Annotated in this window: 11 protein-coding genes and 1 riboswitch; of the genes, 1 reads left to right on the plus strand and 10 read right to left on the minus strand. The window is 58.3% G+C overall.

The window, feature by feature from the left end; genetic code table 11:
- Window positions 1-11 precede the first annotated feature (11 nt).
- Window positions 12-130: riboswitch (guanidine-I (ykkC/yxkD leader) on the minus strand.
- A gap of 284 nt (window positions 131-414) precedes the next feature.
- The 3 genes from AC07O2_RS15485 to AC07O2_RS15495 form a co-directional block, all read right to left on the minus strand.
- Window positions 415-1,278: an ATP-grasp domain-containing protein gene (locus tag AC07O2_RS15485; protein ID WP_495076638.1), complete on the minus strand. Its 864-nt coding sequence runs from the start codon at window positions 1,276-1,278 to the stop codon at window positions 415-417.
- Window positions 1,275-2,036: a hypothetical protein gene (locus tag AC07O2_RS15490; RefSeq protein WP_495076639.1), complete on the minus strand. Its 762-nt coding sequence runs from the start codon at window positions 2,034-2,036 to the stop codon at window positions 1,275-1,277. The genes AC07O2_RS15485 and AC07O2_RS15490 overlap by 4 nt, the downstream gene beginning before the upstream one ends.
- A gap of 306 nt (window positions 2,037-2,342) precedes the next feature.
- A complete protein-coding gene (locus AC07O2_RS15495; RefSeq protein ID WP_495076640.1) occupies window positions 2,343-3,503 on the minus strand; it encodes a branched-chain amino acid ABC transporter substrate-binding protein in 1,161 nt (386 codons plus the stop codon).
- 76 nt (window positions 3,504-3,579) lie between these two features.
- Between AC07O2_RS15495 and AC07O2_RS15500 the strand changes: the two genes are divergently transcribed.
- Window positions 3,580-3,843 carry a hypothetical protein gene (locus AC07O2_RS15500; RefSeq protein ID WP_495076641.1) on the plus strand — a complete coding sequence of 88 codons (264 nt, stop codon included), beginning with the start codon at window positions 3,580-3,582 and terminating at the stop codon, window positions 3,841-3,843.
- A 75-nt stretch (window positions 3,844-3,918) separates the two neighbouring features.
- Here the strand turns inward: AC07O2_RS15500 and glnT are convergent, their stop codons facing one another.
- The 7 genes from glnT to AC07O2_RS15535 all read right to left on the minus strand — a co-directional run bounded on the left by glnT (window position 3,919) and on the right by AC07O2_RS15535 (window position 12,459).
- On the minus strand, window positions 3,919-5,265 hold the full coding sequence (glnT, locus tag AC07O2_RS15505) for a type III glutamate--ammonia ligase (RefSeq protein ID WP_495076642.1): 1,347 nt from the start codon (window positions 5,263-5,265) through the stop codon (window positions 3,919-3,921).
- 4 nt (window positions 5,266-5,269) lie between these two features.
- Window positions 5,270-6,748, minus strand: coding sequence for an aldehyde dehydrogenase (locus AC07O2_RS15510; protein WP_495076643.1), 1,479 nt, complete (start codon window positions 6,746-6,748; stop codon window positions 5,270-5,272).
- 113 nt (window positions 6,749-6,861) lie between these two features.
- The gene (locus tag AC07O2_RS15515; RefSeq protein WP_495076644.1) at window positions 6,862-8,310 is read right to left on the minus strand and encodes a DUF3138 family protein; all 1,449 of its coding nucleotides are present in this window, start codon (window positions 8,308-8,310) and stop codon (window positions 6,862-6,864) included.
- Window positions 8,311-8,353: 43 nt separating this feature from the next.
- Entirely contained in the window at window positions 8,354-9,196 is an 843-nt protein-coding gene (locus AC07O2_RS15520) for an ABC transporter permease (protein ID WP_495076645.1), read from the minus strand.
- 2 nt (window positions 9,197-9,198) lie between these two features.
- Window positions 9,199-10,119, minus strand: coding sequence for an ABC transporter permease subunit (locus AC07O2_RS15525; RefSeq protein WP_495076646.1), 921 nt, complete (start codon window positions 10,117-10,119; stop codon window positions 9,199-9,201).
- Between the two features lie 18 nt (window positions 10,120-10,137).
- On the minus strand, window positions 10,138-11,259 hold the full coding sequence (locus AC07O2_RS15530; RefSeq protein WP_495076647.1) for an ABC transporter ATP-binding protein: 1,122 nt from the start codon (window positions 11,257-11,259) through the stop codon (window positions 10,138-10,140).
- 69 nt (window positions 11,260-11,328) lie between these two features.
- Window positions 11,329-12,459, minus strand: coding sequence for an extracellular solute-binding protein (locus AC07O2_RS15535; protein ID WP_495076648.1), 1,131 nt, complete (start codon window positions 12,457-12,459; stop codon window positions 11,329-11,331).
- Window positions 12,460-12,499: the final 40 nt, after the last annotated feature.

Raw genomic sequence — 12,499 nt, forward strand, 5'->3', positions numbered from 1 at the left:
CAACGAAGTGAACCTCCCGGGCTTTTGTCCCGCCGTGGAGCCGGCAGCGGTATGGGCCGCTGCTGGCCGACTGCTCTCGGACCAGACACCGCTTGATGCTCAAGCGGCCGGAACCCTAGCTGTCATTTGAAGAAGCGATCCAGAGTGGCCGCCCCGCGTTGATCAAGCATGCAAATTCGATGCCAACGAAGAAGCTGGGTGGTAAAACTGCGCGCCCACCTCTGTACACACGCTAGCTCAACCCAAAGTTCTAGATCAGCAAGGCATACAAAAGCGCATTTCTCGGCACACAGATGGTGCCTATGCACGACTGCGGTGCACCCATGCCGGGTTCAGCAGTCCCGGTTCTCAAGCCCTACAAACGCTATATTTTTCACAGCACCATGCGCAGTACTTACATGCGCCAGCCGCACATCAGGCCGCATGCAGAAAGTCGGCTAGCGCGGCCGCAAGGGGCAGGCCGCTTTGCGCCTCGAACGCGCTATAGGCAGGCAAGGAGTGGACTTCAAAGCAGACATAGGTGCCGTCCGGGCGCAAGCGCAGGTCTATGCTGGCCAGCGGTAGGTCCATGGCCTGCGACATGCTCACGCATTGGGCGGCTACGGCATCTGGCAGGCTGGTGGCGCTCCAGCCAGCATCGCTGCTGGCCTCAGCGGCAAACACCTGCTCGCCCACCACATGGACGCAGATGTCCACCCCGGGCACATGGGCCTGGAACTGGGTGGGCAGCTGCGCCAGGCGGTGCATGCGCGACAGGCTGGCGTCATCCAGCTCGGCCACACCCACATCTGCGTCGCTGATGGAGCTGAACATCACACGCCCGTGCTGGTTGCGAAAGCTGCGCACCGCCTCGGGGTCGGAGCTGACCAGGGTGGCCGGCACCAGAAAGCCCGCTTCGCCCATGCGCTGGGTCTGCAGGGGTTTGGAGGCATTGGCCTGTATGGCAGCGGGCCGGCTGACCACCAGTGCCGGGGCGATGTCAAACCAGTCCAGCAGCTGCTGGTGCAGGGTTTGCGCATGGGCATTGGCCGCCGAAGCGCCATCCAGCAGCATGGGTGGAGAGGGGCGCGCGTAAACGGCACGAATGTCTTGCAGGAGCAGTGCCTGCCTGAGCACCACCAGTTCGCCCGACACGCCCGGCGGGCCGACCGTGATGTCCAGCGAAGCCTGGTCCAGCGCGGCCGTGTCCAGATGCAGATAGGCTGCGTCTACGGCCTGCAAGGCCCGCACCAGGCAGCTGATGGGTGGGTCGTCCGCCTGGCCGTAAACGAGGATCATGCGACGCCGTCGCGCTCCAGCTCGACAGCAGCCTGGCTGTGCACCAGATCACAGATGCAGGTGGCCACAGCGTCTATGTCCTCCAGGTCGGTCAGGGCCGGGTACGGGCTTACGCCGACCAGCACAAAAACCTGGTCTCTGCGCACGAAGCGGAACTCCAACACAGAGAACCCCAAGGCCTGGCTCGCCGCCACGCAAGCCCGGCCAAAGCGACCCGCCAGCACGCCCGTGGTCTGCGTGCCCGCCACCAGTACGGTGGCATCCCATTCCAGCGCCGGCATGCCAGCATCGCGCTGCGCCACGGGCAGGCCGCACTGGGCCGCCGCCTGGGCCCAGCGCAGCATGGGTAACTGTGGTGACAACAAGGGCTGGTTGCGCAGCGAATGCAGAACGCGGTCGCCGAAGGATGCCAGCCAGCTTTGCATCAAGGCATGGAACTCGGCCGCCGCGTAGTCGCGGTCCTGGGCGCTGCCGTGCAAAAAACTGGGCATGGGCAGGTGCTGGATACGGTTGAAAACAGCGCGCACCTGGCTGCTGAGCAGCGCGGGTCGGCCCGGCAGCGTGAACTGCGTTTCAGCATGGCCATGGTCATCCACATGATGCGACCAGATGGCCTGACTGAGCATGGCGGGCCGCACGGTCCAGACCTCCACCGCAGCGCAGGTGCAGTCTTCGCGCAGCATGGAATGCAAGGATGCCGCAACCGACGCAGCACCCGCATCAGCCGCATGGGCCAGCACCAAAACGACCTCGCTCATAGCACTGCACCTCGCACGAGCACGGGCCGGCCATAGGTCTTGGGCAGGCTGGGGCGTATGGGGCAAAAATGGGCGTTGCGACAGTTCATCAGGGGCTCTCCTCTAGTAGATCTGCAGCGTGACACGCTGCAGCTACGAGAGTGCAACAGCGGGTAAAGCGGTACAGCATTCACCCATTTGGGCGACCCCTGAACGATAGGCGCGCACAGGGGCTACGTCACCCACGTCTTCCACCTTTTTGAGGGAAAAACCCAGCACAAGATATAGCGCGTGTAAAGCTCCGCAACCCGCGCCGGAGTTGCCTGCCTACCAGACGTCGGAGCGCACCTGGGATTCCCATGCACCGTCGCGCACGCGGTAAACACCGATTACGCCATAGCGTTGTTCACCCTTGGCATCCCACTTCATGGAGCCGGTCACGGGTGCATAGCCATCCAGCTTGCGCAGCGCCTCCACGATGGCCGCAGGCTTGGCCGAAGGCGTACGACGGATGGCTGCGGCCAGCACATAGGTGGCGTCGTAACTGTAGTGCCCTGCATAAGCGGGGTCGATCTTGAACTTGGCGCGATATTTGTCCAGGAAGGCCTGGCCGGCGGGGAATTCCCCCACATCCAAACTTGGCGACGTGGCGAATACACGCTGTCCAGCAGAGACTCCCTTGCGCATCAACGTAGTCTTGATGGTGTCGCCGCCGAGCAGGGTCACATCGGCATGGTCAACCTTTTTCAGCGCCTCAAACAGGGCCAGCACCTGGAAGTCGTTCAGCGTAGAAACGATCACTTCCACGCCCTCGGCCTTCATCTTCTGAGCCAGCTCATCGAACGCAGTCGTTTTATCGTCAAACGACTGCACCAAAACGATGTTCTTTTGAGCCGCCTTGAGCTGTGCTCCAGCGCCAGCGGCCAGCCCCTTCCCGTAAGGCGTTCCATCGTCCAGCAACGCGTATTTGCTGCCCTTGATTTGTGATGCCGCAAAGCTGCCAATGGCCTTCGCCTGCAACGTGTCATTGGCGACAAGCCTGAAGGTTGTGTTGAGGCCCAGCTCGGTAAATTTGGGGTTGGTGGAAATAGCCAGCTGTGCGATGCTCTTTTCGGCATAAACAGGCGCCGCCGCGATGCTGACACCAGAATTCAAATCGCCCACGACGGCCACTACGCCGGCATCCACCAGTTGGTGGGCTACCTCCACGCCTGTCTTGGCATCAGCGCGGTCGTCCACGGCCACCACCTCCAAGGTCACAGGTTTGCCATTGACCTGAAACCCTTGCTTGTTGAGCTCTTCTACCGCCAACGTGACCCCATTGAGCATGTCTTGCCCCAACGGCGCTAAATTGCCGGTCAAGGGCTGGGCTACGCCAATTTTGATGGTCGATGGAGGACTGTCACAACCCTGAAGCAGCGCCAGGCAAGCGCCCAACAGAGCTAAATGCAAGCCACGGGTGTACCGAACGGAAGATCGCAGAGGCATGGGCATTTCCAGTAAAAAAATGGTTCTAATTGAAACAAAGCGTATCTAGTATGCATTCTTTGGGCCAAGGGCGAAAATGCCAGACCCTAACCGCCCCTCTCTTGCCGCCTTTTCCCTGCTTGCATCGGAACGCCTGCGCCTTTCTTTTATTCAGCGTACCGCTGCACTAGATACACAACGGACCCAGGATGTGCACCTGATCTGTGCAGATAGCCTGGCCTGCAGCGACTTTTGTTTGGGTGATACCGGCGCCATATTGGGCCATTCCCAGGCCATTGCGACGTTCAACGCTTGGCTGGACGTGTTCGAAGCATTTTTAGGTGGATTGAGCGCGCACTGATTTGCTATCAAAAAAAGAGCTTCTAGCGCTGATAGTACCTGCGCTAGAAGCTCTTTTTATTTAAAATCCTGTAGATCAGAATCCATCAGCGTAACGCTCCAGCTCCCAGGCGCTGACATGACCGGCATACGCGTCCCATTCAGCGGTTTTGAGTGCCAGAAACTGCCGACAGAACGAGTCGCCCAGGCTTTGGCGCAACACCGCGTCTGCCTCCAGCGCGGCCAATGCCGAGCACAGGTCGCGCGGCAAACGGGCAGGCATGGCGTCCGGATGTTGGACCTGCTGGGCATACAAATCGACAGAACAAGGCTTGGGCGCCCGCATCTGCTGGTCCAGGCCATCCAGACCAGCCGCCAAGGTCGCGGCCACTGCCGCATACACATTGCAGGACGGGTCTGGCAAGCGCCACTCAATGCGCCCGGCCACTGTGCGCGCCAGGCAGGTACGGTTGTTCTCGCCATAGGCCTTCCACACCGGCGCCCAGGTGGTGCCCGATGCACTGTGGCTGGCAGCCAAACGCTTGTAGCTGTTCACGGTGGGTGCGCACAGCGCCGCCAGCGCGTCCGCATGGTGCAACAGACCGGCAATAAAACTGTAGCCCCCGGCGCTCAGCCCCAGCGGGTCGGCGCCCTGGGCAAACACCGGCTGGCCCTGGGCATCGGTGATGCTCAGATGCATATGCAAGCCGCTGCCGGGCGCATGCGCCAACGGCTTGGGCATACAGCTGAAATGCAGCCCGTGTTTTTGCGCCACCGCATGGGCTGCCAGCTTGAACAGCATGTAGCGGTCTGCAGCGGCCAGGGCGTCGTCGAACCGGTAGTTGATCTCGTACTGCCCGGTCGCGTCTTCGTGGTCTATCTGCTCCAGCTGGAAGCCCAACGCCACCAGGGTTTGGCGCATATCGTCCAGATAGGCCTGGTTGCGCTGCAGCGCCTTCAGGTCGTACGAAGGCTTGTCCAAGGTGTCGAGCGCATCGCCTACGCACCACGCCCCCTGTGCGTCCTTGCGCAGCAAGAAGAACTCGGGCTCTATGCCCACCCAGAGCGTCCAGCCTCGCTCTTTCAAACGTGCCAGCTGCCGCTTCAGCAGTTGCCGGGAACAGGTGTCGAGCGGCTCACCGCCCGCAAAACCATCGGCCACTGCATGGGCCACGCCAGGCATGAAAGGCAAGGCCCGTACATGCTCCAGGCCGATGCGTGCGTAGTACTCGCTGCGTGGCCCCAGACGCGGCAAGCCCGTGCCCCAGATGCTGGGGCCTGCAAAGCCCGCCCCAACCTCCACCCATTGACGCAGATGCTCCACTGGCACCAGCTTGCCCTTGGCCACACCGTGGATGTCGGCAAACTGCACCAGAATGCTGTGTATGCCCTGGGCCTGCAAGGCTTGCTGCACATCCTCTACCGTCGCTGTCGTATCACCCATGGGATCAGACCGGGCTATCGATACGGATCCACGTTGTCTTGCACTCCGTGTATTTGTCAAAGGCGTGCAGCGACTTGTCACGCCCCACCCCGCTTTGCTTGAAGCCACCAAACGGCACGGTGATGTCGTCCTCGTCATACTGGTTGACGTGCACCGTGCCGGCGCGCAGAGCGCGTGCCAAGCCGTGGGCCTTGTTCAGGTCACTGGTCCACACGCCGGCCTGCAGGCCGTAGATGGTCTGGTTGGCCTGGCGCACCACTTCGGCGGTATCGGTGAAAGACAGCACAGACAGCACCGGGCCGAAGATTTCTTCGCGTGCAATCGTCATATCGTTGCGCACGCCGTCAAATACCGTGGCCTGCACGTAGCAGCCACCGGTGTCTGCCAGAACCTGCTCGCCACCGGCCAGCAGCTTGGCACCTTCGGACTTGCCCAGCTCGATATACCGCAGCACATTGTTCATCTGCACGGTGTCCACCAGGGCACCCATGATGGTGTCCGGCTCCAAGGGGTTGCGGGGGGCGTACTGGGGCAGCAGGGCCAACGCCTTTTCCAGGAAAGCATCCTTGATGCCGGCTTCCACAAACAAGCGCGAAGGTGCGTTGCAGCTCTGGCCCTGGTTGAAGAAGATGCTGCCCACGGCGGCTTCCACCGCGCGGTCCAGATTCGGACAATCGGCGAACACGATATTGGGCGACTTGCCGCCCAGCTCGGTCCAGGCGCGCTTCAAATTGCTTTGGCCGGCCATCACGTGGATCTTCTTGCCCACGGCGGTGGAGCCAGTGAAGGCGATGCAGTCCACGTCCATGTGCAGGGCCAGCGGCGAACCGGCTTCCGGCCCGTAGCCAGGCACCACGTTGAACACGCCGGCGGGTATGCCGGCCTCCAGCGCCAGGTCGCCCAGGCGCAGCGCAGTCAAGGGGGATTTCTCGCTGGGCTTGAGCACCACGGAGTTGCCCGCGGCCAGGGCCGGAGCAATCTTCCAGGCGGCCATGATCATGGGGTAGTTCCAGGGCACGATAACCCCGACCACGCCGACCGGCTCACGCGTGATGAGGGCCAGCGCCGTTTCGGCCGTGGGGGCAATTTCGTCATACACCTTATCCACCGCCTCGCCATACCAGCGCAGACAGTTGGCCGCGCTGTTGACGTCCACGGCCCGGGCATAGCGCAGCGGCTTGCCCATGTCCAGGGTCTCGGTCAGTGCCAGCTCCTGGGCATTGGCCAGCACCAGGTCGGCGAAGCGTGTCATCACCTTCTTGCGCTTGGCCGGTGCCATGCCGGACCAGCGGCGATCTTCGAACGCGGTGCGTGCGGCTGCCACGGCGGCGTCGATGTCGGCAGCCTCACAGCGGGCCACCTCGGTCAGCACCGCACCATCTACCGGTGAGATGCAAGCAAAGGTCGCGCCGCTGCGGGACGCTACGCGTTGGCCGTTGATAAGCGCACGGCCGTCAAAGGCGGGTCGGGTCAAAGTCTGCATAGCCTCATTTCCTGGACTGAAAAATACGGGAATCAAATATTCTCAAGCCATGAGCGATTCCCGTATTCGATCAAATCCGGATCAAAGCTTTACCCCGCCCCAAAGGCGCGCGGTCAGAAGTTCACGATAGTTTGCAAGCCGATCGTGGTGTTGCTCTTGCGGTAGGTGCCGTCCGACCATTGGTAAAAAGATGGCTTGGTCGCATGATCAAATCGCAGTTCGCCACGGAAGGCCACATTGCGAGTCAACCGGTAAGTAGCGGCACCGGTCACAGAGAAACGGTTTGAACCCTTGCTCGGGTCGTAGCCGGGGTCATTGGGATCACCTGGGCCAAAGCCGTTGTAGAAGTCGCCAATAGCGACACCAGCACCCGAAGGATCATTGGCAAATGTATTGAATGTTCCGCCGCCATTCTTCTGGTTATTCAGGTAATCAAGACGACCAGCCACTGTCCAAGCAGAATTGACCTTCTGGGAGAGCAGATAAGACAAGCCATACCACTGGGAGTCTCCTCCATTGAAGGCCCCATCCTTTTGGCGCCCCAAAGTCAACTGCAGGTTGGTATTGAGGTCTCCACGCGTCCACCACCCATCAATCTCAAATTGATCTAAGCGTGTCGAGGTCGGAGTAGACGCCATAGGATTGGGGACCTTGCCTTCATAACCCGTGAATTCGATACCCCAAAATTCATCCTTGGCGTAGGTCGCGTTATAGACAAATACAGGGCTACGGGTAGAAGCAAGACTGCTTCCACTAACATCGTTACGAGCAGAGTTGAAATTTGCAAGGAACAGCTTTGTATCCCAAGGGCCTCGCGTCAAATCAAGTCCCACGCCGGTATAGGCAGTGGCTGCTGTAAAGTCAAATAACAGATTCTTGGTTACAAAATATTCTGAATAGCCCGGGTACAGCAAGTTAGACGACAGGCTGTTGGCGCCCACGAAGCTATTAAAGAAAGGTTGATAACCTGAAACATCCGGCATCTGCCCTACCAGCAAACGTGTTGATGGGCCATCAATCGGGATGGATGCCGATGCCTCATGCACGATGTTGCCAATGTTGAAACTAGAACCCGCAGATTTGCTGGGAGCCAAGGTCAACCGGAATCTGGTTCCCCCGTCGTCTATTTCCTTTTGTACATCCAAATACGCCAAGCCAAAGTAAGAGTTGTCGTAGGAATAGACCTGCGAGTTACCGTTCGCATCACTTCCGCTGAAGTTATTCAGGAAAGCGAATGAGCTGGATCGCTTGTTGCGGTTGTAGATATAAGTGGGATCAATCCCACCGCTGATGCGCAACCCTTTGAAACCAGCCACTTCAGTCTGGTCGTCCATTGCTTCCACCTTAGTCTTGATGCGATTGAACTCCTCCGGGTCTACCGCAGGTGTCTGCGCGGCTTGCACGGGAGCCGGCGCCGGCACGGCACCTTTCAACGCCTCGGTCAATTGCTTAATCTGCAGCTGAAGTGCATCAATTTGGCGTTGCAGATCAGCATTCGACTGGGCGCTGGCCAGTATGGGAAAAACCAGAGATACAGCTAACGCAGTTTGTTTCAGTTTCATCATCGGATCTCCATCTCCATGGGTTACATCAAACAATCAATCCTCAAGCAGCGACGGCCTGGCCCTCTCGATACGCCGCGGCTTGCTCTGCAGCGCGTTGACGCTCCTTGCGGCTCATCCACAAGCTGCCTGCCAAAACCCCCACCGACACCACGGCAACGGTGATGGTGGCAATCGCGTTCACCGTAGGATTCAGGCCCAGGCGCGCCCGGGACAAAATCACAATGGGCAAGGTCGTCGATCCCGGGCCGGACAAGAAGGCGGTGGAAACCACGTCGTCCAGAGAAATAGTGAAAGTCAGCAACCAGGCGGACATCAGCGATGGCGCAATCGTGGGCAAGGTGATCAGGTAAAACACCTGGAAGGGCTTGCAGCCCAGATCCACGGCGGCTTCTTCCAAAGACATATCCATTTCCAGCAGGCGTGACTGGATCATCACTGCCGCGTAAGACAAGCCAATCGCAGTGTGACCCACCCAGATGGTGAAGATGCCGCGCTCTGGCATGCCAAACATGCGCTCGCACATCACAAAAAACAGCAGCAATGACAAACCGGTAATGACTTCTGGCACCACCAGAGGCGCATTGATATGGGCATTGAAAGCCGTGCGGCCAAAAAACGACCTGTAGCGCACCATGGTGAATGCGGCCAAGGTACCAAATACCACCGACGCGGTAGCGGTCAAAAGCCCGATCTTGAGTGACAGCAAGAAGCCGTCAATGACCTCGGTATCGTGCGTGATCACGCCGTACCACTTGAAAGTAAAGCCACCCCACAGGGTAACCATCTTCGAATCATTGAACGAGAAAACGATCAGCGTGACGATAGGTAGGTACAGAAACAAATACCCTGCCCCCAGCCAGAATCTTCCAATGCGCGAGTCCATGTTCAGTTTCCTCTTACACCGCCGGAATCGGCCTGGTATTTGTTGAGAATTGCGAGTGGAATCAGGATCAGCACCACCATGGTGACGGCTACGGCAGAGGCCATTGCCCAGTCGTTGTTGCTGAAGAACTCGTCCCACAGAACGCGGCCAATCATCAAGGTCGAAGGCCCGCCCAGCAGCTCCGGGATCACGTATTCGCCCACACTGGGGATGAACACCAACATAGCGCCAGCGATGATTCCGTTTTTGGACAAAGGCACAGTGATGAGCCAGAACGCCTTCCACGGTGTCGCGCCCAGATCTTTGGCAGCCTCCAGAAAACGCAGGTCCATCTTTACCAGCGTGGAATACAGCGGAAGAATCATGAAAGGCAGGTAGGTGTAGACCATGCCAATGGTCATGGAGAAGCCGGTGTGCATCATCTTGATCGGCTCGTCGATCACATGCATGGCCAGAAGTATGTTATTGAAGACACCATGGTCATCCAGCAAGCCCTTCCAGGCATACACCCGCAGCAGGTAAGACGTCCAAAAGGGTAGCGACACCAGCATCAGCAGCGCAGGCCGCAGGCCGACCGGCGAACGCACCATGAAGTAGGCAAACGGGTATCCCACCAGCAAACACCAAAAGGTGTTGATCAGAGCAAACCGGATCGAAGACAGATAGGTTTGAACATAGAGCGAGTCCGTAGTCAAAAACACGTAGTTCGACAGCTTGATACGCAGCGTCAACATCCCGTCCACATAGCTCGTTAGATCCGCGTAGTGCACGCCATCGGAGTCAGAGACACTGATCTTCAACACCACAAAGAATGGCACGGTGAAAAACAGTATCAAAAAGCTGTAAGGCACGCCAATCACACTGCGCTTGCCCCAGCCCTGCGACAAAGCGCGCAGGTAACGGTTATTGGATAGGCTGCTCATGGTGGTGTCCGTCTGTGATCAGCTGGTCAGCACCACAAGTGCATCTGGCGCAAACGTGGCGTACACCGTCTCGCCACGCTGGAACAGCTCACCATGACGCTGACCATGGGTGATCTGGATCTGCAACTTCTTGCCACCCGCCAAGTTCATGCGATAGAGAGAGAAGCTGCCGAAATACCCGTTGTCGGCAATTTCGCCGCGCAGGCAGTTGTGTTGCGCATCGGCTGGCGGGTCTCGCTGCAGGCTGACTTTTTCCGGACGCACAGCCACGGTAGCCGGCATACCCAGCGTACCCGTCACCCCGTGGTTCACGTAGAAGCTACCATGCTCGGAGCCCACCACGCAGTGGTCTGGCTCATCAATCTCCAACTTGCCATCGAACAAGTTCACGTTGCCTATGAAGTCAGCCACGAAGCGGCAGCTAGGGGTTTCGTAAATTTCACTAGGCCGCCCCACTTGCTTGAACTGGCCCTCGCTCATGACGGCAATGCGGTCGGCCATGGTCATGGCTTCTTCCTGGTCATGGGTGACCAGCACGCAGGTCACGCCCACGCGTTTGATGATGCTGTGCAGCTCAAACTGGGTTTGTTCACGCAGCTTGCGGTCCAGCGCACCCAAGGGTTCGTCCAACAGCAATAGCTTCGGGCTCTTGGCCAGGCAACGGGCCAATGCCACCCGCTGCTGCTGGCCGCCAGAAAGCTGGTGCGGCTTACGTTTGGCGTAGGGCTTGAGCTTGACGATATTAAGCATGGCATCCACACGCTCATTGATTTCGCTCTTTGGCAAGCTGTCACGCTTCAGACCAAAGGCAATGTTGTCCCACACTGTCAAGTGGGGAAACAAGGCATAGGATTGGAACATCATGTTGATGGGCCGCTCATAGGCCGGCATGGAGACGATGTCGGAACCCGCCAACAAGATATGACCCGACGAGGGCGTCTCAAACCCTGCCAGCATGCGCAACAGCGTGGACTTGCCGCAGCCAGATGAACCCAACAAGGCAAAAATTTCGCCCTTCTCGATGTCCAGTGAAACATTGTCTACGGCAGTTGCTTCATCGAAGCGCTTGGTCAAGCGATCGATGCGCAAGAAACTCTTATCGTGGGCTGCGCCAACGGCACCCAACTCTGGATTCGACATATGAAAGCCTCTGTCAATTATTGTTTTGAACCATTGGAGCTGGCGTGCTCCAATGGTTTTCGCTCGCGCCTACAACCCGGTTTTTATGGAGGTGTACAAACGCGTACGTAGTCTACGTATGTCGCTGTTGACTGCATCCGGCGGCACCATCCGTGCCAAGTCATCCTGCGCCATGAAAACCGACTTGTTGCTGGCAACCTCTGGCTTGACGAACTTGAGTGCGCTGGGCACGGGGTTGGCATACAGCACCTTGTTGACGATGCCGGCGTTGACTTCAGGTCGATAGATATAGCTGATCCATTTGTAGGCATTCTCAGCGTGCGGCGCATCGGCAGGAATGGCCATGGTGTCAAAGAACAGAACAGCGCCAGATTTGGGCACCAAGGACTTGATGACATTGCCATTCTTGGCTTCGTTTGCACGGGCCTGGGCGATGCTGATGTCGCCGTTCCAACCCATCACCAGACACAAGGAGCCACCTGCTAGGTCATTGATGTAACCCGAAGAAGAGAACAGTGTGATGCTGGGGCGAATTTTCTTCAACAGCTCCGCAGCTTCCTGGTAGTCCGCAGAATTCTTGCTGAACGGTGGCTTGCCCAAATAATGCAGGGCCGCAGGGAACAGTTCGTCACCCGAATCCAACACGGACACGCCGCAAGATTTGGCCTTGGCTGCGTACTCCGGCTTGAAGAGCAAGTCCCAGGCATTGTCGGGCCAGGGCAAATTGCCTAACGCTGCTTTAAGCTTGATTTCATTGACGCCAATCGTGGTGATGCCCCAGGCCCACGGAACCGTGTATTGGTTGCCGGGGTCCATTTCAGCCAACTGCTTCATCACATAGGGGTCAAGATTGGCGTAAGTGGTGATCTTGCTTTTGTCGAGCTTGGTCAAAAGACCGCCCTGGGCCTGGATCTTGGCCCAATGGGATGAGGGCACCACGATGTCATAGCCAGTTTTACCAGCCACCATCTTGGCATGCAGGGTTTCGTTGCTGTCAAAGGTGTCGTAGCGCACCTTGATACCGGTCTCCTTTTCAAAATTGGCGATGGTGTCGTCGCCAATGTAGTCAGACCAGTTGTAGATATTGAGCACCTTCTCATCTGCTGCATGCACGTTTGCGGCAGCACCCAGCAAGGCCCCCACTGCAAACAGGCCATACATGAGTCGGCTAACCCCCCGTTTTTTCAAACCCAATTGCATATTTATCTCCTGATGACAAAAGAACAATGTAAAAGCATGA

The sequence above is a fragment of the Rhodoferax sp. GW821-FHT10B06 genome (genome assembly GCF_059415605.1).